Annotated in this window: 13 protein-coding genes; 4 read left to right on the top strand and 9 right to left on the bottom strand. The window is 64.0% G+C overall.

Going from position 1 to position 22,329, the window contains the following annotated elements:
- Positions 1-2 precede the first annotated feature (2 nt).
- The 8 genes from K1X74_08310 to K1X74_08275 form a co-directional block, all read right to left on the bottom strand.
- Positions 3-1,628, bottom strand: a complete 1,626-nt coding sequence (locus K1X74_08310) for a hypothetical protein (GenBank protein ID MBX7166340.1) — start codon at positions 1,626-1,628, stop codon at positions 3-5.
- Between the two features lie 449 nt (positions 1,629-2,077).
- Positions 2,078-2,545, bottom strand: coding sequence for a zinc ribbon domain-containing protein (locus K1X74_08305; protein ID MBX7166339.1), 468 nt, complete (start codon positions 2,543-2,545; stop codon positions 2,078-2,080).
- A 119-nt stretch (positions 2,546-2,664) separates the two neighbouring features.
- On the bottom strand, positions 2,665-3,606 hold the full coding sequence (locus K1X74_08300; GenBank protein MBX7166338.1) for a beta-ribofuranosylaminobenzene 5'-phosphate synthase: 942 nt from the start codon (positions 3,604-3,606) through the stop codon (positions 2,665-2,667).
- Between the two features lie 11 nt (positions 3,607-3,617).
- The gene (locus K1X74_08295) at positions 3,618-4,184 is read right to left on the bottom strand and encodes a DUF447 family protein (GenBank protein ID MBX7166337.1); all 567 of its coding nucleotides are present in this window, start codon (positions 4,182-4,184) and stop codon (positions 3,618-3,620) included.
- A gap of 12 nt (positions 4,185-4,196) precedes the next feature.
- Entirely contained in the window at positions 4,197-4,859 is a 663-nt protein-coding gene (locus tag K1X74_08290) for an aminodeoxychorismate/anthranilate synthase component II (protein ID MBX7166336.1), read from the bottom strand.
- A 31-nt stretch (positions 4,860-4,890) separates the two neighbouring features.
- Positions 4,891-6,321: an anthranilate synthase component I family protein gene (locus tag K1X74_08285; GenBank protein ID MBX7166335.1), complete on the bottom strand. Its 1,431-nt coding sequence runs from the start codon at positions 6,319-6,321 to the stop codon at positions 4,891-4,893.
- Positions 6,318-7,748 carry a dihydropteroate synthase gene (locus K1X74_08280; protein ID MBX7166334.1) on the bottom strand — a complete coding sequence of 477 codons (1,431 nt, stop codon included), beginning with the start codon at positions 7,746-7,748 and terminating at the stop codon, positions 6,318-6,320. Before K1X74_08280 ends, K1X74_08285 begins: the two co-directional genes overlap by 4 nt.
- Positions 7,749-7,758: 10 nt before the next feature.
- On the bottom strand, positions 7,759-8,541 hold the full coding sequence (locus K1X74_08275) for an SDR family oxidoreductase (GenBank protein MBX7166333.1): 783 nt from the start codon (positions 8,539-8,541) through the stop codon (positions 7,759-7,761).
- Between the two features lie 318 nt (positions 8,542-8,859).
- Here K1X74_08275 and K1X74_08270 point away from each other — a divergent pair, with 318 nt between their 5' ends.
- The 3 genes from K1X74_08270 (at position 8,860) to K1X74_08260 (ending at position 14,663) form a co-directional block, all read left to right on the top strand.
- Positions 8,860-10,008 carry a hypothetical protein gene (locus K1X74_08270; protein MBX7166332.1) on the top strand — a complete coding sequence of 383 codons (1,149 nt, stop codon included), beginning with the start codon at positions 8,860-8,862 and terminating at the stop codon, positions 10,006-10,008.
- Between the two features lie 164 nt (positions 10,009-10,172).
- Positions 10,173-12,551: an arylsulfatase gene (locus K1X74_08265; GenBank protein ID MBX7166331.1), complete on the top strand. Its 2,379-nt coding sequence runs from the start codon at positions 10,173-10,175 to the stop codon at positions 12,549-12,551.
- Positions 12,552-12,809: 258 nt separating this feature from the next.
- The gene (locus K1X74_08260; GenBank protein ID MBX7166330.1) at positions 12,810-14,663 is read left to right on the top strand and encodes a redoxin domain-containing protein; all 1,854 of its coding nucleotides are present in this window, start codon (positions 12,810-12,812) and stop codon (positions 14,661-14,663) included.
- Positions 14,664-14,760: 97 nt separating this feature from the next.
- Here the strand turns inward: K1X74_08260 and K1X74_08255 are convergent, their stop codons facing one another.
- The gene (locus K1X74_08255) at positions 14,761-20,379 is read right to left on the bottom strand and encodes a hypothetical protein (GenBank protein MBX7166329.1); all 5,619 of its coding nucleotides are present in this window, start codon (positions 20,377-20,379) and stop codon (positions 14,761-14,763) included.
- Between the two features lie 1,062 nt (positions 20,380-21,441).
- On the opposite strand from K1X74_08255, the gene K1X74_08250 reads away from it, so the two are divergent.
- Positions 21,442-22,251, top strand: a complete 810-nt coding sequence (locus K1X74_08250) for a PEP-CTERM sorting domain-containing protein (GenBank protein MBX7166328.1) — start codon at positions 21,442-21,444, stop codon at positions 22,249-22,251.
- Positions 22,252-22,329: the final 78 nt, after the last annotated feature.

Below are 22,329 nucleotides of genomic sequence, written 5' to 3'. Positions count from 1 at the left end.
AACTAAAACTCGACCTGGAACCGGGTCGCGAAGATGTCGAACGGCGCTGTGCCGAAGCCGTTGTAGTCGGGTATGCTATGAATCCAGTTGAACTGCACTCGAGCGTACTGGTTCCACCACCAGTTCAGCGCCACCGTGGTCGAATTCAACGTACCCAGATCGGGCGCCGGCGGTGGCCCTGCAAGATTTGAGAGCTGATTCGCCGGGTTGATGTCGGTCGTGCTCAGATCGACATAGGAGTAGCGGAACGCGACTTCCCAGGCGCCCCAGCCGCCGAAGCCACGGCCCTTGCCCAGCCCGAAGAACTCGCTGTAGGGCGTCACGGTGTAGTCGAGCACGCCGGTGGTCTTGATGTAGCGACAAGTTTCGCCAGTGAGGAAATAGCCGCACTGGACATATGCGCCGGGGAAATGCAGCGTCGGCCCGCCGCGTTGGTTCAGGTCGGTGAAATAGGCTTCGGTCTGAAAGTGGGCCGCGCCGAAGTTGCCGGCCAACTCGCCGTGATAGAAGCTGAAGCTGTCGGACAAGATCCGGCCCGTGTCGAGTACGCCCGGCACGCCGGAGCGCGTCGTAAAGGCGCCCGCCAGGTCGCCGACGAAGAACTCGGGAATGGGCCGCGCCTCGTACGTCGAGGCGGTCGTTCCGGAGTTTCCGTTACCGCCGATTTGGCTGTAGTTGTAGCCGCCGCCGACGTGCAACAAGTACCGGCCGTCCGAAGGCTCGTCGTAGTACAGCAGATGAGTCACACGCGTAACGAATGACACGCCGCTGCGGTCGCCGATCTGTGCGCCAAAACGGTTGTCGCCGAGCGTGCTATAAGCCGAGCCGACGCCGTCGAAGAACGTGAAACCCGTGCCGTAGACGCTATAGGCCCACTGAGTCATTTCGCTTTCGCTCAGGTTGTAGGCCATGATGCCGACGCGGCGGAACGGATCGAACGCCTGGAACGGCGCCGAACGTTCGAGGAACTCGAGGTGCCGAATGCTCGTCAAGCAGTCCATCGTGGTCGGCTGACGGAACTGGCCGATGCGCAAGGTTCCAAAGAACGGCAGGTTGGTCTGCTCACCCCAGACGTCCTGAAAGCTTGGCCGTCCGACGGTGCCGAAGTCCATCTCGAGCGAGAAATTGGTGAAATCCGTCAGCTTCCCCAACGCCTGGAGGCGAGCCCGGCGGAAGCTGAAGCCGTCTTCGATGTCGCCCAATCGCATTCGGCTCGTTTCATCTTGCGCAAAGGAGCCGTGGTCCAGTTGAAAGAAGCCGCTGAGCTTGATGTTCGGCAGCGCGGACTTGGCTTTCTCCTTTTCCAGCGTCGCGATTTCCTTTTCCGCCGCCTCGAGGCGCTTCTCGAGATTGCCCGGTTGGTTGGGATCGAGCGGCGGCGCGACGCGTGCGACACGGATGTCTTCGGCGGGCTGGGGGCTCGCCAACGTCGTGACGGGAGCCTGGACCGGCGCCACCACGGGTGCCGCAACCGCTGGAGGCGCGGTAGGTGCGTACACTGGCGCCTGCGGCGGCGCAGGGGCCGTCGCGACATACATCGGCGGCCGCTGCATCGGCGGCACCGGGGCGACGACTCGGGCATGCGGCATCAGCGGTGCGCCGGGGTACGGCGCAACCGGCGCAGCCATTGGTGCGATCGACCCCGGCGGCAGGGAATACGCCTGCGAAGGTACAGCCGGCGCAATCGCTTGAGCGGGCGCATGCGTCGCACCAAGTGCTATCAGCAACCACGCGGCAATTGCGCCCCTGCGCGAGGCACGCGGATCATGAACCATCATCCTTGTCTCCCAGGGCAAGTGAGCCCCCCGGGGTCACGCCGAGCGGGCTGCTCGCGCTTCGTGCACTGCGCGGGCGACCGCTACTCTGCGACGCTTCCTTGCGTATGCATGAGTTCATCGGCTGCGGACAGGCACGGAGCCAAATTGGCGCGCACGGCCCTGTTACCGACGCTGCAAGATGTGCAAATTGACGCGCGAAGCACTCGACGAGCCGTCGCCGCGATGGTCTCCGCGCTGGATTCGTCGCTGGACTACCACGTACAGCTCTGGCACCCGAAGCTAGCGCCAGCAGAGTGGCATCACGCGGGGCGCAAATGCACGCCGCAGCCCGGGCAGAACTGGTCGCCGGGAATCACCTCGGCCGCGCAACTCGGACAAGACATGCGCACTTTCTTGTTGATCGACGAGCTGCTCGAGTCGGAGAAATAGGTCCAGCAGTGCGGGCAGATACGATAGGTCGCCGCGACGTGTTTGCGACACTTGGGACATTCGCGCGATGGCCCGCCGGCGTGGACCGAGGAGCCACCCATCAGCGAATCGCCCGAATCGCTCAGGTGCCGGGACTCTTGATGCACGGGCATCGCATCCAGATCGACGCGCGACGGGGGTCCCAGCAGATCGACGATCGCGTCTTCAGAAAGCGGAGCCGCGGCAGGTTCAGGCACGTAGATTCGCGCCTGGCAACGAGGACATAGACCGGTTTGACCGGCGTACTTGTCTTTGACCTTGAGAACGTGCCCATTGGGACACGTAACCTGGATCGACATGGGGCTTGGCTCACCCGGGTGGCCTCTCCTCCGTCCGGGATCGAGCCGAATCAGGTGCCTCCTGCTGCCGATACAGTCAATCGTACCACCGCGGTAGAAACCGGGCAAAGCGCGGCAACCTAAGACAACTCGACGGCGGCCCCACATGGCGCCGGCCGAGTCAGGCGTAGCTGCACGGGAGCAGGCAGGGCCTCGCGCAATGCGCGTTCGGCCGACGCATCCGGAAGCCAGACAAAGACACCTGGTCCCCAACTGCTTTGGCCGACGCCGGTGAAGCCTGCGGCGCGGATCCGCTCGATCAGCCCGGCGACGACCGGCCCTGCGTAGGGCCCGCCTTGTGCCTTCGCGAAACATTCACCTGCGAGGTACCCGAAACGGTAAACGCTCGTGGCGAAGCATGCAAAATCGCCGGTGTGAACCGCCGGCAACAGTTCCTCGTTCGCGATGTGCCAGAGCTCAGCGGTGGTTGCCGCCGGTACGGGCGGCAGGTCGGCAAAGGCGGCCCGTTCAGGTTCCCCCGACAAACCGGGGGACGTGTGCGGCAGAATCAGGGCGATGCGCCAGTCGGCCGGCAATGTGGCATGTTCAACCAACGGAGCGATCGTTTCGCCAGGGGCTTTGCCCGCCTCGACGATGAGCCCTCCCAGGTCGAAACCATGAACTCCCACGGCGCTGCGGCGGCCGCGCTCGACGATTCGCGCCAACTCGATGGCCGGGCGCCGGCTGCGGCCCTCGAAGGCGTCGAGTGCCGCGGCCACGGCCAGGGCCAATTGCGTACCGCTGCCAAGCCCTTGATGCGCGGGCAGCGCCTCGATCACCTCGACGCGGCAGCGCGGTTCCTCGCCGGCAGCGGTGGACCAGCGCCGCGCCGCTTCAGCGGCGCGCTGGGCGTCTTCTCCGACGACTTCCAACCGTGCTGCAGGCTGCGCTCGCAGCCGAACGTGCGGTCCGTCGAGCATCACGCCAATGCCGCCAAATTGGCGATGCATGCCGGCACCGAAGCCGAACATGCCGAAGTGCAGGCGAGCCGGGGCACGAACTTCGACCTGGCGGTTTGCCATGGCGCGGCTCCCTAGCCCAATTTCGCCGCGAAGAAATCGTGGAGCAGTGCCCAGGCCCGCAGTTCTTGCCGGCCGGCCGTCTTTTCGACCGGCAGCGTCAGCCGGGCCAACTCGTCGCGAATCTGCCCGGCAGGCAAGATCTCGATCCGCGTCGCAAGGATACACGCCTCGACGATGGCATGCTTGGCCCGATTGAAGCCGGCGAATTCATGTAGTGTGCCCTGCGCCGTGACCTCGGCTTCCATGTCGGCCCGGGGCGGTCGATCGTCAATCTTGGTGACGGTAAACGCGTACCACCGGCAGGCGTCCGTCAACACGGCGCCGGCGGCCACCGGCGTGGCTTGAAACGCAGGGGGATGTTCCCAGAGACCGAGCGCCGCCCGGACCAGCAATTCGACGTCGTCGACCACGTGAAACACTCCGGCTCGCGTCCGCAACAAATTGGCGTAGCTCGTCGAAGTCTGAAAGGGGCGCAAGCGCAACCGCGCGAACGGAAACGATTCGACGAACGGTCCCATCGGCGCGACATTGATCGAGCCGTCGGTGTTGGTCGTCGTGACAATTCCCTCGAGGATCAAGCGGGCGACTCCTCAAAAGGTAACCGGACGAGTCGGCAAGGCTCGATCGCTCGGACGCGGCGCGCTGATTTCGTCTTGCAAAGACGGTAACGGCAGGCGTACGGCCAGCCCTGCGCTGCGCAGAAAATTGGCCAGCAGCTCGTAGCCATGTTCGGTCAGGATCGATTCGGGATGAAACTGGACGCCGAAGATCGGTGCTTGGGAATGCTCCAACGCCATCGGCAAGCCCGTGGCAGTCCGGGCCGTGACGCGCAGCACAGCCGGCAGGGTCGCCTCGTCGACCAGCAAGGAATGGTAACGCCCGGCCGAGAAAGGGCTCGGCAAGCCGGCGAAAAGTCCGGTACCGTCATGAACGATCGGCGAGGGCCTGCCATGGCGCGGCTCGGGCGACCGCACGACGTGCCCACCGAGCGCCTCGGCGATCACCTGGTGGCCCAGGCAGACGCCCAAGATCGGTACTTCGGCGGCCAGCGCACGAACCAGGTCGAGGCACGCGCCGGCCTGCGCCGGGGCGCACGGACCAGGCGAAAGCACCAGCGCGCCGGGTCGCAGCTCGCGCACCGCCGCGACGTCGACGGCATCGTTGCGCACGACCTGCACCACCTGGCCTAGGCGTCGCAGGTAGCGCGCCAGGTTGTGCACGAAGCTGTCGAAGTTGTCGACCAGGAGGATCATGCTGGGAAAGCGTCGAGCGGGTGCAATTCGTTCAATTCAGTGCGCGCAACAGACCTTCGGCCTTGTGCCAGGTCTCCTCGTATTCGTTGCTCGGCTCGCTGCCTACGACGATGCCGCCGCCGACGGGCAACTGCCACCAGCCACGGCTGGAGGTGATCGTGCGGATCAGGATGTTGGTGTCCATCGTGCCGTCGAAACCCAAATAGCCCAGGCAGCCACAATAGGGCCCGCGCGCGACGCGCTCCAGTTCGGAAATGATCTCCATGGCGCGAATTTTCGGTGCGCCGGTCACCGACCCGCCCGGAAATGCTGCCCGCAGCAGATCGAGCGGCGCGACGTCGTCGTCGAGCGTACCCTGCACGGCCGAGACCAGGTGCTGGACGAACTCGTACGTCTCCAGCCCGCACAATTGAGTGACCGTCACGCTCTCGGGCCGACACACCCGCGACAAGTCGTTGCGCAGCAGGTCGACGATCATCACGTTTTCGGCGCGGTCCTTGGCGCTTTCCTGCAAGTCATCCCCGGCGAACAAGTCGGCCTCGGGCTGACGCGTCCGGCGGCGTGTGCCCTTGATGGGCCGGGCCTCGACGCGACGGTCGGCGACCTTCAGAAAACGCTCCGGCGTGGCGCTGGCGAGCTGAAAATCGCCGCCGTCGAAATAGGCCGCAAACGTGGCGGGATTGCGTTCGCGCAGCCTGGCATACAGCTCCAGCGAACTGCCGTGCGCCGGGAACAGCAGCCGCTGCGCCAGGTTCACCTGAAACACGTCCCCAGCCAGGATGTACTCGATGGCCCGCTCGACCGCACCGAGATACGCCGACCGGTCGAAGTTGCTGACCAGCCCCGCTGGGCCGGGCACGGCGAAACTCGGCGCAAGCTGAGCAGCCGCCAGCACGGCGGGGCCCTGCGGTGCAGGGTGTTCACGCGGCGGCTCGAGATGCCGTCGTGGACGAGCAAGGAGCTGGCCGACGGTTTGTGCGCGCAATTGCGCACGTGCGGCGCGCCGGGACTTGTCGCGTTCAGGGAATCCATGCGAGATGATCCAAGCGCGCCCCTGCAGGTGATCCCAGGCCACGACCGTGTCGTACCAGCCGATTGCCACCGCGGGCAGCGAAAACTCGTCCCAGGTCGGACTCGGCAGGCGTTCCAATTGCCGGCCCAATTCGTAACTGAACAAGCCGGCCAGACCACCCTGAAAGGGCGGCAGTTCCGCGACGCGCTCGGCCGTCCACTGTGCCGCGCGGCTCGCCAGTTCGCCGATCGAGTCGACTGCCGCCGCCGGCGCGGAATAAAAGGCAAAGGGATCAGCCGCCAAGAACGAGTAGCGTCCCAGCCGGCTGTCGCGCCGCGCGCTGTCGAAGAAAACCACGTGCGGCAGGTGGGCCAGTCGGGCCAAGGCCTCTTGCGGTTCGGGCGGCGAGGCGAGTTCCACGACCACGGGCGGGGGTATGACCGTCGTCACGGCGGCGTCTCCTCGCCACCGGCGTCCTCGCGCGCGCCCTGTCCATCGTGCGGGCGTTGGCGATGCGGCTTCTCGGGTCGCGTCAGCAGCCCCCAATCGAGCGCCTGGTCCTGCCGGTAGTCCTTACCGAGCGTCAAAGCGGTGACAGCCTTGGACAGCTCGTAGCCCAAGTAAAAGGCGTGATCGGCCGTCAGCGGCTTGGGAGAAGCGGCCACCATTCGCGCGAACAAGGCGAAAGGGTCGTCGTCGCTGAACAATTGGCCCCCGGCCAACGCGTGCAACTGGCCGTCTTCGGCAAACAAGCGAAAGTTGTAGTCCTTGATCTGTTCGGCCATGGCCTCCAGCGCGGCCGTGCCATAGCGCAACACCCGAGGATCGCGCAGCATGACCAACCGCGGCTCGACGTGCTTGGGCAGGGCCCGCTCTTCGACGGCATAGTGCACCAGCCGCCGCGCCAGGTCGCATTCGCGCACCGAGCCGCGAGCCCAGTTGATCACCTGCGTCGTCAACACGCTACGAATGCCCAGCTCCTGGCAAATGGCCAACAGCAATACGTTGACACCCGCCGAATCGACGTCGGTCAGCTCGGTGAGGTTGCCGATGCCCATCAGCATCTCGACGTGGGGCCAGCGGCGACGCACCTCGAAATAGCGCTGCAAGCTCGCGGCAAAGCCAAAGCCAATCGGCTCCAAGATCGGATCGACACGGTAGGGCACACGCTGCGCGTCGAGCAACTGAACGGTCGCGTCGAGCCCCGCAAGATCGGCCGGCACGTCCGGCACCGCCACGACCTCGACGCCCCAGTCGGCGGCAGCCTGCCGATTCGTCGCATTGACGGACAACACCAGCTCCGCGCCAGATCGCACGGCCGCGGCGACTTCCTGCGGATCGAAGCTGTCGATCGCGATGCGATGGCCGGCATCGCGCAAGGCCCGAATGGCATCGCCCACAGCCGACCAGGGCTCGCCCGGCGTGCATCCGACGTCGATCACGTCGGCGCCCGACTCGCGCAGGTCGGCCGCCTGGCTGAGGAGCGTTTCACGATCCAACCGGTTGGCGTGATTAATTTCGGCCAGGATCTCGATGTCATACTCGCCGTAGGCGCTCGGCGCGGCTGTCTCACCACCGCCAAACCATTCCGGCAGCCGGCGCAGGTCCTTGGGTCCGCGCACCACGTCGACGCCCGCCGCGGCGCGTACCAACACCAGATCGCCACTACAGTAGCCCGGCAGAACGACCCGCGCCGCGCCCGGGGGCACGCTGACCCGGGGAGCGACCCATTCGGTCGACAGCAAAGCCGCCACCGAAATCTTGAGTACGTCGATCGTGTATTCGAAACCGGCGCGCGGCGCAAGCTCTTCAAGCACGCGCCGCAGCAAGGGCTCGGCCAGACGCCCGGTGACAAAGTGGATGTGCTCGCGTGGCATCGCTGGCCGCTCAAATCGCTTTCGGCCCGCCGTTGATCGCGACGACCTGGCCATGCACGTAGGCCGCACCGGGCGAGACCAGCCAGCGGGCCACCCGGGCCACGTCTTCCGGCGTACCCCAGCGGGCCAACTGGCTTTCTTTGATGGCCCGCTGCTGCCAATAGTCCGAGGCCTGCTCTCCCCAGGCCGTCTTGATCCAGCCCGGGGCCAGGCAATTGACTCGCACCTTGGGCGACAGTGAGAGCGCCGCGCTGCGCGTGAAGGCGATCACGGCTCCCTTCGAGGCGGCAAACAATTCGCCGCTGTCGCCACCCATTCCGTGCTCGGCCTGGTCCCAACCCATGTTCAGGATCACGCCGCCGGCGGCCGCGGCGAGGCGTTGGCCCACGGCGCGCGTCAGGCGGATCGTGGCGGCAACGTCGACGCGCCACAACGCCGCCAGCTTCTGCTCGTAGGGCAATTCCCGATTGGCCCCCGTCAGCACGTCGACCCCGGCGTTGTTGATCCAGATGGACAAGTCGGGTCGCCAGGCAAAGGCCCCTTGGACGAGCGTGTCCTGCCCCCGTTCGTCGGCCAGGTCCGCCAAGAGCCCCTCGACTCGCGCACCTAAGGCTTCGACCGCGGCGCGCAAACTGGCCAGCCGCTCGGGCGAGGAGCGCCCGTGAACGAAGATATCCGCACCTGCTCGGGCGAGTTCGAGGGCGATGGCGCGGCCAATTCCCGAGGTGGCCCCGGTGATGACCGCTGCTTGCCCCCGCAGCTCAGGTTGGGGTTGGGCCGATTGCAAGGCGATGACGGGCTCCGCGCAACGAGTTTGGGGATGCAAGGGGGGGCAAAAGACGAGGATTTCACTAGCTTCTGTCGTTTGTAGTCGTGCGCCCTCGGCCGAACAAGCTGGTAGAAAAAACGTCCCGAACGCCGCCGACTGCGCGCGGTCCTTGCGAGAAGCCGATTACGTAGTTAGCGTCGAAAGAGATATTTCTGCCCGGGCGATCGCTCGCCGGGCCTGTCGACTCCCTTTCACCGGCGAGTTCGTGCTCGACCCGCGCCTTACCGAGCCGGGCTGAGCCGGATGGCTGGCCTAATTCCCTCTCCCGGGGGCACGAAGCTCATGGCAACCGATCTGCGCGAACGACTGTCGAACACGGCCTTCGCGTTCCGCGGCTACAACGTCGAAAACCTTGGCCGCACCAAGGAACTGCTCGAACACCGGGTCTTTGGTTCGGTCATGGCCGAGCAGTTGAGCGAGGCCTCGAGGATTTGTTCCGATTGCCTGCATGAAGAAGTCAACCTGATCGACCACGTGCGTTCGGGCCGGCCTTCGACGCCCGAGGTGTTTCCGATCGACATGGCCCTGATCGCGGCCGTCGAGTTGGCTCACGTGCGGTTGTTGGAGCAGTTCTTCGACATTTCTTACTTCAAAGCCAAATTCGCCTTGGGCTACAGCCTGGGCGAAGTCGTGGCCTTGATCGCCTCGGGCGTCTACCGGCTCGAAGACATCCTGCCGGCCCCGCTGAGCCTGGCCCGGGAATGTGCCGAGCTGGCCCAGGACACGACGATGGGGGTGTTGTTTTCGCGCGGCCCGGCGTTGAGCTTTCACGAAGTCGAACGCTTGTGTCTGCTGATCAACAGCGAAGGGCAGGGGGTGATCTCGATCAGTTCCTACCTGTCACCCAATACGGTGCTGTTGCTGGGCCAGGGTAAGACGCTCGAAATGTTTTCCGAGCGCATGCACGACACGCTGCCGGAAAAGGTGCACCTGCGCAAGAATTCACACACCTGGCCGCCGCTGCACACGCCGATTCTGTGGCAGCGCGGAGTGCCCAACCGTGCGGCCGTGATGCAGCACACCATGGGCGGCGGCTTCACCACGCCCAAGCCGCCGATCATCTCCTGCGTCACCGGCAAGATGAGCTACAACGACTTCAACAGCCGCGAAATCCTCAACCGCTGGATCGACCATCCCCAGAAGCTGTGGGACGTCCTCTACGAAACGCTCGCTTCGGGCGTGGACCTGATCATCCACGTCGGGCCGACTCCCAACCTGATCCCGGCCACGTTCAAGCGACTCTCGGATAACGTCACCGGCCAGCTCAAGCGCCGCTCGCTCAACAGCTTTGGTCTGCGGGCAATGTCCGGCATCGCCCGCAAACGCCCCTGGCTCACGAACCTGATCTCGTCCAAATCCGCCATTCTGCGGGCGCCATTCATCGAACACATCGTGCTCGAGGATTGGCTGCTGGCTCAAGAGTTGCCGTGACCCTCGGCCCGCCCCGCGACCACATCGCCGCGGGCAACCTGCTCCGAGCACTTGGCCGCTACTTTTTTCTCTTTGTGGCGGCAAGCTCCGGCCCATCGCTAGAATCCTAACGGGCAAGACGGTACGTCGATCTTCGTTCTGGCAATTTGCTGGAGTGATACAACATGTTGCGCGCCCACAAAAACCTGACTGTTCCGCTGGTTCTGTGCTTGGCCCTGGCCGGCGGCTGGCTATTCGGATCGCTGCCGCAAGGCATCCTGGCCGGGGCGGAAGAAGCATCGACGGCGGTCGATCTGCCGCAGCCCGACCCTCCATTCACGGGCAAGATTGAAGAGAGCTACCTCGACTCGAAGCCCAGCTACCCCTTGCCGCTCAAGGCTCCCAAGGGCAGCCCGAATGTATTGATCATCTTGTTGGACGACGTGGGCTTTGGCATGTGCTCGACGTTCGGCGGGCCGGTGCCGACGCCACATCTGGACAAGCTGGCCAGCAACGGCCTGAAGTACACCCGGTTCCACACCACCGCGTTGTGCAGCCCGACGCGCGCCGCGCTGTTGGCCGGCCGCAATCACCACTCCTGCGGCACCGGCGTGATCATCGAAATGGGCACCGGCTACCCGGGCTACACGGGCATCATTCCGAAAAGCACCGCGCTCGTTTCCCGGATCTTGTGTGACAACGGCTATGCCACGGCGATGTTCGGCAAATGGCACAACACGCCCGAACGCGACATCAGCCCGGCAGGTCCGTTCGACCGCTGGCCGACGGGCCTGGGGTTCGAGTATTTCTACGGCTTCAACCAGGGCGAGGCGCACCAGTACTACCCCACGCTGTATCGCAACACCTCGTCCGTCCTGGCGCCCAAGACGCCTGAGCAGGGGTATCATTTCACCGAGGACATGACCGACGAGGCGATTGCCTGGACCAACAATGTGCGGGCCGCCGATCGCGACAAGCCGTGGTTCTGCTACTTCAGCACCGGTGCCGTGCATGCGCCGCACCATGTGCCCAAGTCCTGGCGCGACAAGTACCGCGGCAAGTTCGATTACGGCTGGGACAAGCAGCGCGAGCTGACCCACGCGCGGCAACTGGAACTGGGCATCATCCCGCCTGGCACCCGGCTGACGCCGCGACCCAAGGAAATCCCGGCTTGGGATAGCCTGCCGGCCGACAACCGGCGCGTGTACCTGCGGCTCATGGAGAACTATGCCGCATATATGGCCCACACCGACCACCACGTGGGCCGGCTGCTCGACAGCCTCGAAGCGTCCGGCGAGCTCGAAAACACGCTCGTCTTCTACATCGTCGGCGACAACGGCGCCAGTCCCGAGGGTGGTCTCGAGGGCACCTTCAGCGAGTTGGCCAGCCTGCTAGGAATCGACCTGGGGCTGCAGAGCACGATCAACCGTCTCGATGAAATCGGCGGGCCTTCGAGCGAGCCGCACGTGCCCGTCGGCTGGGCGTGGGCGATGGACGCGCCCTTCCAATGGACCAAGCAGGTCGCCAGCCATTTTGGCGGCACGCGGAATCCGCTGGTCGTGCACTGGCCCAAGCGGATCAAGGCCCGCGGCGAACAGCGCACGCAGTTTCACCACGTGATCGACGTGGTGCCCACGATCCTCGAGGCCAGCGGAATTGCCGAGCCGAAGGTGGTCGACGGTATCCCGCAAAAGCCCATCGAAGGCGTCTCGATGATCTATACCTTCGACGATGCGCATGCCCTGAGCCGGCGCACTACCCAGTACTTCGAAATGAAGTGCAATCGTGCCATCTATCACGACGGCTGGGTCGCGTGCAGCCGCTTTGGAACGCCGCTCGACAGGGGAGCCGTGGCCACGCGTTTTGAGGACGCTCCCTGGGAGCTGTACAACATCGAGCAAGACTTCAGCCAGGCCATCGATCTGGCAGCCAAGCACCCCGACAAGCTGCAAGCGCTGCAGTCCAAGTTCCTGGAGGAAGCCAAAAAGTACGACGTGCTGCCGTTTGACCCGCGCTTTGCGGAACGGATGGACCCCAAATTGCGCGTCGCCGGCGACCCACCGACCAGTTGGACATATTTCGGTAACCGGGTCTGGCTGCCCGAGCCGATCGGCCCACAGCTCTTTCCGCGCGGGTTTTCCCTCATCGCCGATCTCGATATTCCGGCGGGAGGTGCCGAGGGAGTGATTGCCTGCGCCGGCGCGTTTTCGGCCGGATGGTCGCTGTATATCAAGTCGGGCAAGCCCGTGTTTCGGTACACGTTCTTCGAGATTGCCGATGTGACCATCCCGGGCACCATCGAGGTGCCGCCGGGCAAAGTGGCGATCAAGCTCGAATTTGCTCCTGACGGATCGAAATTGGGCGGCGGCGCCGTCCACCTGTTCGTCAACGGCCAGCCGGCGGGGACCGGCCAGCTCGAGCGTTCCGCATTCCGGCACGGTCTCGAACCGTTCGAAATTGGGCGAGATTCGATCACACCGGTCGATCCGGCCTACAAGGACCGGGGTGTATTCGAGTTTTCAGGCACCATTGAAAAGGTCGCTTTTGCGGTCAGCAACCAGTGATCATGGCGGTCCGCGGCGTCGAAAGATCCCGGTAAATGCCAGCTGTCAGAGCGCCGATTTGTGTTGCAAGTGCAATCGCACCCTTGATATAACGCTTCTTGACGAGCGAACGACTGCCCGCGACGCATCCGGTTCTGACCGACCACCCCTGCGGGTCGATTGTTCGCGCGAATTTTATCTCGCAGCCGATCGCCATGGCCGCCGAATGAAGACGGCACAGGGTGAATCGGTTAGTTAACCGGGGAAGCGGAGGACTCGATGATCATGCCGCGCGTGTCGATTTTCGTTGCTGGGTTGACTCTCGCAGCTCTGCTGAGCGGCACCGCCTCCCGCGCTAGGGCGGTCGAAGCGAGCGCCGACCGTCCGCAGATCGGCGCCAAGATCGATGGCCTGCAGTTCAAGGACATCCGGTACCTGAAGCGCAGCCTGAGCGATCTGGGCCAACATGCCGCGTACGTGCTCGTCTTTTTGAACACCGATTGCCCGGTGGCCAAACGCTATCTGCCCAAGCTCAAGGCGCTGCACGCTGATTTCGAGTCGCGCGATGTGCAACTGGTAGGCGTCTACTGCTCGCCGAACGACACGGTCATGGCGATGGCCGCGCACGCCTTGGAAAACGATCTGAAATTCCCCGTGGTCAAGGACGAGGATCACTCGGTCTGCAGCGCCCTGGGAATCGAACGGGTGCCGCAGGTGGCCGTGCTCGACGGCTCGATGCAATTGATCTATCGCGGTCGGATTGACGACCAGTACCGCCCCGGCGGGACGCAAGCGGCGCCCTCGCGCGATGACCTGAAGCTGGCGGTCGACGAGTTGCTCGCCGGGAAGCAGGTCGCGGTGAGTGAAACCCCGGTCGACGGCTGCAAGGTGACCGCGCCGCGCGATCCGAGCTTCGAAGCACCCATCACGTTCCACAAAGACATCGCCCCGATTCTGCAGGCCCGTTGCCAGCAGTGTCATCACGAGGGCACCGCGGCGCCGTTCGGGCTGGTGAGCTACGACGACGTGTCGACGCACGCGGAGATGATTGCCGAAGTCGTGCGCGACGGGCAAATGCCGCCCTGGTACGCCAGCCCCAGCTACAACAAGTTCAGCAACGACCCGGCCATGACTCAGCAAGAGCGCGACAAAGTTGCGGCCTGGGTCAAGGCGGGCACACCCGAGGGGAACCCCGCCGACGCACCGCCGGCACTGCAATTTGCCGATACCGAATGGCGCATCGGCGAGCCGGACCTGAAGATCACGATGAAGAAGCCCAAGAAGGTGCAGGCCGAGGGGCTGATTCCGTACGACTACGTCGTGCTGCCCTACACCTTCCCGGCCGACACCTATGTCCAGGCCATCGAGATCCTGCCCCACAACCCCCGCGTGGTACATCACTGCAACATGGCCTATATCCAGATGGGCAAGGGGCTGGGCGATTTCAAGGCCGGCGCCGAGACGTTCATCACCGGTTATGTGCCCGGCGGCATGCCGATGGACCTGCGCAACGACGATCCTTCATTGCCGAGAGTCGCCCTGCGGATTCCTGCCAAATCGTCCCTGGTACTGCAGATCCATCACGTGACGACCGGCAAGCCCGAGGAATCGGTGATCTCCGTCGGCTTCAAGTATGCCAAGGGCCGCGTCGACAAGACGACGCAGCACGCGATCATCGACCCGCGCGGCCTGGAGATCGCGCCGTTCGACCCCATGTGGGGCCTCAGCGGCTCGTTCAAACTCAAGAACAACGTGACGCTGTTGGGGCTGTTCACCCACATGCACGTGCGCGGTCGTGACATGACGTTCACGGCCACGTATCCCGATGGCCGCAAGGAGACGTTGCTGCAGATTCCGAACTACAACTTCGAGTGGCAGTTGGGCTACCTCTGCAACAATCACCTGCCCGTCGGCGCGACCATCGAGGCCGTAGCACATTACGACAACTCGAAGTTCAACGCCTACAATCCTGACCCGACGCGCGTCGTGCCCTACGGCGATCAGACCATCGACGAGATGTTCAACGGTTTCGTCTTCTGGATCAACGACGACGAGCAGCTCAATCTGCAGATCGACCCGAAAACCGGCACGGTCGCCGGCGAGGCCAAGCCCGAGGACCAGGCCAGCAACTGACGCTGGCCATCTCGCGCGGCCAGACGACCGGAAGAAAAACGCGCGGCCCCGGCGGTTCTCGCCGGGGCCGTGCTCGTTGTACTGCTCACAAATCTCGTTATTGGGCAAACAGCGCGTCGACTTCCGTCGCCGTCGGCACGCGCCGTGTACCACGGGCCAGGACGCCGCTCATCAGGCTGTCATCCGTCGCCGCGAGGTCGTCCAGTCCGAGCATGTGGCCAAGCTCGTGCTCGAGCACCGTCAGCAGATCGAAGCGACGCGCGGCGCTGCCGGTCCGGGCGATCAAGGTGTCGCCCGCCAGACCGGCGAACTCGGCATCGTCTTGGACCGTGCGGTCGAAGAACCAGCCGAAGCCCGCGGCATCGTTATCGAGAAAGATGTGGTTGCCCGAGCTCAGGGCCAGCAGATTGCCCGGCAGATTGGTCACGATCACCTGAGCCGAGCGCAGCCGTTGTTGCAGCGTTGCATTGAGGCCGGCCGCCGCCCAGCGCTGGACAGCCGCATCGACCATCGTGTTCAGCGGCGCCCCGCTCAGCGTCGCACTGGCCACGACCTTTCCGCTGGCGGCCGGCGTCGCGGCCCGTAGCGGCGAACCGGTCGAACCGTCGAAATCGGCGGCCATGGCCTGGAAGCCCGCACCACCGAATTGGAACGGAGCTACGTCGGCGGCGCCGCTGCTGTTCGAATTGCGGAGGAAGAACGTCGAGGTCGCCAAGACCTGCACGCCAATCGAGTCGCTGCCGTCGCCGTCCCAGTCGCCGGCGATGGGCCGAGCGCCCGGCGGGCCATAGACAAACGCTCCTGCGTCCGCCGCGCCGGCCGTGTTCGAGTTACGCAAGTAGAAGACCGCATTGACCGGATTGAACACGCCCACCGTGTCGCTGCCGTCGCCGTTCCAGTCGCCGACCACCGGCAAGAAGCCCGGGGCACCGAAGGCCACCACGCCGGCATCCGCTGCGCCGGAGGTGTTCGCGTTGCGCAGGTAGAACGTCGAACTGGCCGGGTCGTAGACACCGATGGTATCGATCCCGTCGTTGTTCCAGTCGCCGACCACGGGCGTCCAGCCCGATGCGCCGAAGCGGATCACGTAGTCGGCCGCGCCCGCCGTATTCGAATTGCGCAGGTAGAACGTGGCCGAGGCCGGATCGAAAACGCCGATGGTACCGACACCGTCGCCGTCCCAATCGCCCGCCACGGCTTGGAAGCCCGGCGCCCCGAATGCGAACGAGGCCGACGCTGCCCCCGCGGCATTGGTATTGCCGATGTAGAACATCGCGTTCACGGGATTGAACACGCTGACGGTGCTCGAGGCGAGTTGGCTGGAAAGCACGGCACCGGCGACGCCGCTCTCGCCGCCGCCGTTGCTACCGTTGCCGCTGTCGCTCGGGAAGTTCGAGCTGATCAAGTCGCCCTTCGACGGGTATTTGCCGCGCTCCCCGAAGTTATTCTGCACGCCGTCGAAGTCGGCCGGCAGGTTGATGTTCGAGAACATGTCGTTGGATGTCGTACCGCCGGGCGTGCCGATAGTGTCGATGCCGTCGATGAAATTCGCAGGCTGCGTCTCGTTGAGCTTGTAGGTTCCCGGCAAGAGGTTGTCGAAGATATAGAAGCCCGTGGCGTCGGTCTGCTTGACCAGGTTCACCGGCTGGCCGAACAAGTCCGTGCCGGTCAGCGTGACCGTCACGCCGGGGATCGGATCTTCGGTGGCATCGAAGACGCCGTCGTTGTCGACGTCGATATAGACGAAGCCCGAAATGCTCGATGGCAACGGCCGGTTCGAGAAATTGTTGTTGGCCGCCGTCTGCCCGCTGACCAGATCGATCGTATAGAACGACGGGTTACTGGTCTGGAAATAGCCTTGCGGCACGATCTCGCGCACGAAATACCGGCCGGGGCCCAGGGCGGCAAAGGTGTAGTTGCCCGACGCGTCGGTCGTTTCGGTATCGACCAGGGTGTCGACCGCTGGGTCGAACGAGTTGTTCCCGGTGTCGCGATACAGTTCGATCACCACTCCGGCCCGCGGCGTGTCGTCGCCGCTGATGCCATTGCCGGTCAGGTCGTTGAATTTGGTACCGGTGACGTTGCCGCGGAAGAAGTTGCCAAAGTCGTTGCCGTTGGAGGTCAGATTGCTGGTCATGACCACGGTGTAGACAGCCAACCCACCGGTCTGGATCGAATTGGCCGGGGCGATCTCGCGGACGAAATAGGTGCCCGGCCCGAGGTTGGCAAAGTTGAAATTGCCGGTGGCGTCGGTGAGCTGCGAAGCCACGAGCGTATCGACGGCGTCATTGAACACCCCGTTGCCGTCGTCGCGGAACAACTGGATCGTCGTGCCGGCCAGCGCCGTATCGTCGATCGAGATGCCATTGCCGGTCAGGTCCTGCACCTTGCGACCGTTGATCGATCCGTTGCGGAAGTTGGCAAAATTGTTGCCGGTCGAATCGGGCGTGTTCTCCGTAAGCAGCACGTTGTAGACGGTCGTGGCGCCGGTTTGCGTCGTGCCGTTGGGCACCACTTCGCGGATGAAGTACCGGCCCAGCGGCAAGTTGCTGAACTGATAGGTGCCGTCGGCGGCTGTCACCGCCGAATCGTGGAGTGTGTCGCCTGCGCCCGGCTCGAACACGTTATCGCCGTCGTCGGCAAACAGTTCGATCGTCACGCCGGCGAAAGCAGGGTCGTCCATGGAGACGCCATTGCCGGTCAGATCTTCCACCTTCTTGCCGGCGATCGAGCCATCGAAGAAGTTGGCAAAGTCGTTTTCCGCGCTATCCAGGCCGCTGGTCATGACGATCGTGTAGAACGCCGGAGAGACCGGTGTGGTCTGCGATGCCCCAGCGGGCACGATTTCGCGGACGAAGTACCGTCCGGGCCCCAGGTTCGTGAAGCTGTACGTACCGTTGGCCGCGGTAACTTGCGTGGTCACCAGCGTGTCGCCCGCACCAGGCTCGAAATTGCCGTCGTTGTCGTCGAGGTACAACTCGATCGTCGTGCCGGCCCGAGGCGTGTCGTCGCCGCTCAGCCCGTTGCCGGTCAAGTCGGTGAACTTGGTGCCCGAGATCGAACCGTTACGGAAATTGGCAAAATCATTGCCGCTCGAGTTAATGATCTCCTCGTCGAGCACGACCGTGTACACGCCTGGAGCCGCCGGTGCGGTGCGCGTAGTCCCGGGCGGCACAATCTCGCGAACGAAGTATCGTCCCAGAGCCAGGCCGGTAAAGGTGTAAGTGCCATTGGCTGCGGTCAACTCGGTATCGACGAGCGTATCGCCGGCCCCCGGTTCGAACACGTTGTCGCCATCGTCGCGGTACAGCTCGATCGTCACGCCGGCAAACGCGATGTCGTCGTTGGTGATGCCGTCGCCCGTGATGTCTTCGACCTTGCGGCCGCTAATCGAGCCTTGGAAGAAGTTGGCAAAGTTATTGCCAGTGCTCGCCAGGCCGCTGACCATCGCAATCGTGTAGAAATTCGGTGCGACGGGGGCCGTCTGCGTGGCACCGCCCGGCACCAGTTCGCGGACGAAGTACTGGCCGGGCCCCAGGTTCGTAAAGCTGTAGGTACCGTTGGCCGCGGTGACTTGCGTCGTCACCAGCGTGTCGCCCGCGCCCGGCTCGAACAAGCTGTTGCCGTTGTCGAGATACAACTCGATCGTGGTGCCCTGCCGGGGCGTGTCGTCGCCACTCAGCCCATTGCCGGTCAGGTCGGTGAACTTGGTCCCCGCGATCGATCCATTGCGGAAATTGGCGAAGTCATTGCCGGTCGAGTTGTGGATTTCCTCGTCGAGCACGACCGTGTACACCCCCGGGGCCGCCGGCGCGGTGCGCGTGGTCCCAGCCGGCACGAGCTCGCGAACGAAGTACCGGCCCGAGGTCAGCCCGCTGAAGGTGTAGGTGCCATTGGCCGCGGTCAGCTCGGTGTCGACGAGCGTATCGCCGGCCCCCGGTTCGAACACGTTGTCGCCGTCATCGCGGTACAGCTCAATCGTCACGCCGGCAAACGCAATGTCATCGTTGGTGATGCCGTCGCCCGTGATGTCTTCCACCTTGCGGCCGCTGATCGAGCCGGTCACCGTCTCGGGGAAGAAGTTGGCAAAGTTGTTGGCCGTGCTCGCCAGGCCGCTGACCATCACAATCGTGTAAAAATTCGGCGCGACGGGGGCCGTTTGCGTAGCTCCACCCGGCACCAGCTCGCGGACGAAATAGCGCCCCGGTCCGAGGTTCGTGAAGCTGTAGGTGCCGTTAGCCGCGGTGATTTGCGTCGTGACGAGCGCGTCGCCCGCGCCCGGCTCGAACAGGCTGTCGCCGTCGTCGAGGTACAGCTCGATCGTGGTGCCCTGCCGGGGTGTGTCGTCTCCGGTCAGTCCGTTACCGGTCAGGTCGGTAAACTTGGTCCCGGCGATGGAGCCGTTGCGGAAGTTGGCGAAATCGATGTCGTCAACCTGGTTGACCTCGGAATTCAGGTTGATCGTGTAGACCGTGTTGCCACCCGTCTGTTGGGAGCCAGCGGGCACCAGTTCGCGGACAAAGTACGTGCCGAATTGCAGGCTATTGAAGCTGTAGCTGCCGTTGGCCGCGGTGACTTGCGTCGTGACGAGTGTGTCGCCCGCGCCCGGCTCGAACACGTTGTCGCCGTCGTCGAGGTACAGTTCGATCGTGACGCCACCGAATCCCGGGTCGTCTCCCGTGATGCCGTTGCCGGTGAGATCTTCAAACTTCGTGCCGGAGATGCTGCCGTTGAAGGTGTTGGCAAAGTCATAGGGGTTGGCCAGCCCGACTTTGGAAAGGGCGATCAGGTCGAGCTCGAAGTCGATGTCTTCGCCGCCTACAGCGTTAAACTCGACCTCCATGCTGGTCACTTGCGAAAACGAGAAGCCGCCGGCGGTCCCGAACGACGCATACGGGGCGAAAAAGCTCAGCGCAGTTGCGCTTTCGGGCACGTTGCCGACGAAGGTAGCCGTACCTCCGCCGTTGCTCGTCAGGCGAACAATGAGCTGGACCTGGTTGGCCGGACCGCCATCGACGTTGAGAAAATCGAAGCGAATCCGGTCGTTACCGTTCGACAGGAAATCAATGTTGGCCAATCCCTGGTTGTTCACCAGGCTGACCGGAGCTACCTGGTCATCAGCGTCGATGCCGTCGTACTGCAGGATGGCTCGAGCGCCGGGCTCGGCGGTGACAAAGTTGTAGTACCCGGTCCCGTCGAGGGGGTCGCGCCCAATGGCCCCCGTGGCCGACGTGGGCGCGGAAGCCCCGAGCACGTCGATGAACAAGTCGCGCTCGCCTCCGACAACGACACTGATCGGGGCCGTTTGCTTGATCAGGTGCGGATCGAGGTTGACCGTGTTGATCAAGTATCCGACTTGTGTCGGGCTGTCGAACGAGTCGATCAGCAGGTCCGTCGAGCTGCTGGCGCCGATGCCGCTGAGCGCCACCGTGTAGAAGTTGGGCGCGGTGGGCGCCGTCTGCGTGGCACCCGGCGGCACGACTTCGCGCACGAAGTATGTCCCGTCGGGAAGCTGTTCGAACGAGTATTTCCCGCTGCCGTTGGTGACCTGCGAGCTGACGAGCGCGTCTTGGGCGTCGTTGAACACCCCATCGCCGTTGTCCTTGAATAACTGGATCGTCGTGCCCGGCAAGGGGACATCGTCAGGCGTAATGCCATTGCCGGTGAGATCGTGGAACTTGGTCCCAGCGATGACGCCGTTGGCGTCGAGCAGCACACGCGATTCGAACCGCTCGATCCCGAGTCGGCGGACGGAACGGCGAGGCGATGACGCGCCAAAGCCAAGAGCGCGGCGCGTGGGAGACGAACGCCGACGTGCAGGCCGGTCCGAACGATTGCGGGTCATCAGAGGGTGCTTCTTCGAGGAGTGGGGGGGCAGGCAGCCCGACGCTCCTTCGTCGAACACGTCCCGAGATAGGACAGCCACCGCGGCCCGACCCGCCGCGGGATGAAACTGGCTCAAGGCGTCCTGTTTGCGGTGCCGGTCAGGCCTGGCCTAGAAACAGCCAGGACGAAGCTGATCGGAAGCGCGAATGAGCCATCCGCCGGGGGAAAGTGCCTTCCGCGGAATGGCGAACCCAAGGGAGGATCTTGCCCTGGGAACCCACGCCTGTTTTACGCACTCTTCCCAATCTCCGCCTTCGGAGATTTTTTCCCAGGGCTCATATTAGGCACGGCTTTTCTCGACGGTCAAGAAAACGGAGCGTGCCTGACCGCAACTGTTTGTCAACCGCCGAGGCACGACCGCTAAAGGCAGGCGCAAAGGGCGCTTGAGGGTCGGACGCGCGCTGATGTGCCGATTTTTTTCATAAAATGCTTGCACGCCCGGCGACGTCTAACTAGGATGACGGCTGTGTCGGAATTTCTGTCGCAGATTCCTGCGGGATTTGCGCGGGTTTTCGGCCGGAATCGTTACTCAGTCCCCATCACCCGAACCCTAGGGCCGCGGGCAAGAATGCCCGGGCAACCAACGGAAGCTAATGCAGCATCGCACACGTCGTTCTTCACGTCGTGGCTTCCTTGGTAGGGCGGAGTGAAACAGCGTCGCAGCCTCTGCTGCTTCGCCGTTCTGCTCACGCAAGGCTTGATCGAATGGTGTTGCTGCGCCGTCGATCGTAAAGCCTTCGCTTGAGACGCACACCTTCCGGTCCCGCTGCCATTCGACGCGCGGTTTCACTGCGGAATCCCGCGCGCTCGCCCGGCCAGCCAAGGTCGCCCTTCGGATGTGTTTTCAACCCATTCGCCCGCTCGGCGTGTCCTGCGCCGGCGGCTTGGCACCGTGGACGGAAAAAGGGATATGCAGCTTCGATTGGTCAGACACGCGCCGCATGCAGCCGCAATCATCTGCATGTTGGCACTGATACCTGGCGTGGCGTCCGCAGCCACGCTCACGATCGATGAGTTTAATACGCCGGCCGTGGCCGACGTTCAGGCGATCGGGATCCTGCCTGGACAACCCGGTCCTCGGTTGCTCGTGAAGCAACCGGCCGCGGACGTCGTCGGCTTGGAGCGCGACTCGCTGTTCGAAGTCAACGGGATGGTGACTCCCGGGGTCTACACCGGCTTCATTGGCGACGGCATCCTCTACTACAACGGCGGTACCCGGACCGGCACCAAGGCCACGTTGCAATACGACGGCCTCGATGCGGACGATCCGGGCACCCCAGCGCTGGTCGACGCTCAGGGCTTGTCGCTGAACATCGGCACCGTGGGAAAATTCATCTTTGGGTTCCTCAGCGCCGACGCAGGCCCTAGCCAGAACACCTTTAAAATCGAAATCCGTGCGGTCTCCGCCGGCGGCAAGAATGCCAGCTATCTGGGAGACATCACGGAAGATCCGAACCCGTTCGACTATCAGGTCGACTACAGTTCGTTCACCACCGATGCCGGCTTCGACTTCACCCAGTTGAAGAGCCTCACGGTGTGCCTGAATAAGACCGCTCTGCCCGCGGTCGATTTCGAGTTGGACCGGATTGAAGTCTCGATGGTGCCTGAACCTTCCAGCCTCGTTCTGCTGATCTGCGGCGGCGGAATGCTGGGTTGGTACGGCCTGGCCCGTCGAAAGAGGAGCAACGCCAGCCTGAAGTGATATCCCCTGGTTCGTCTGCGGACGAATGGTTGCAGTCAAACGAGCAGCCGTGGCGGAAGTCGAGCCGCCACGGCTGCT

Source organism: Pirellulales bacterium (assembly GCA_019694435.1).
In the GTDB taxonomy this organism is placed as follows: Bacteria; Planctomycetota; Planctomycetia; order Pirellulales; family JAEUIK01; genus JAIBBZ01.
The sequence above is the reverse complement of the archived record's forward strand: the minus strand, read 5'-3'. Positions and strand labels throughout refer to the sequence as shown.

What these genes read in the sequence shown, in the direction of transcription:
- K1X74_08300 (MBX7166338.1), bottom strand. Translation starts at nt 3,606, where the DNA reads ATGGCAAACCGCCAGGTCGAAGTTCGTGCCCCGGCTCGCCTGCACTTC.
- K1X74_08260 (MBX7166330.1), top strand. Translation starts at nt 12,810, where the DNA reads ATGATCATGCCGCGCGTGTCGATTTTCGTTGCTGGGTTGACTCTCGCA.
- K1X74_08310 (MBX7166340.1), bottom strand. Translation starts at nt 1,628, where the DNA reads ATGGCTGCGCCGGTTGCGCCGTACCCCGGCGCACCGCTGATGCCGCAT.
- K1X74_08305 (MBX7166339.1), bottom strand. Translation starts at nt 2,545, where the DNA reads ATGTCGATCCAGGTTACGTGTCCCAATGGGCACGTTCTCAAGGTCAAA.
- K1X74_08265 (MBX7166331.1), top strand. Translation starts at nt 10,173, where the DNA reads ATGTTGCGCGCCCACAAAAACCTGACTGTTCCGCTGGTTCTGTGCTTG.
- K1X74_08270 (MBX7166332.1), top strand. Translation starts at nt 8,860, where the DNA reads ATGGCAACCGATCTGCGCGAACGACTGTCGAACACGGCCTTCGCGTTC.
- K1X74_08280 (MBX7166334.1), bottom strand. Translation starts at nt 7,748, where the DNA reads ATGCCACGCGAGCACATCCACTTTGTCACCGGGCGTCTGGCCGAGCCC.
- K1X74_08290 (MBX7166336.1), bottom strand. Translation starts at nt 4,859, where the DNA reads ATGATCCTCCTGGTCGACAACTTCGACAGCTTCGTGCACAACCTGGCG.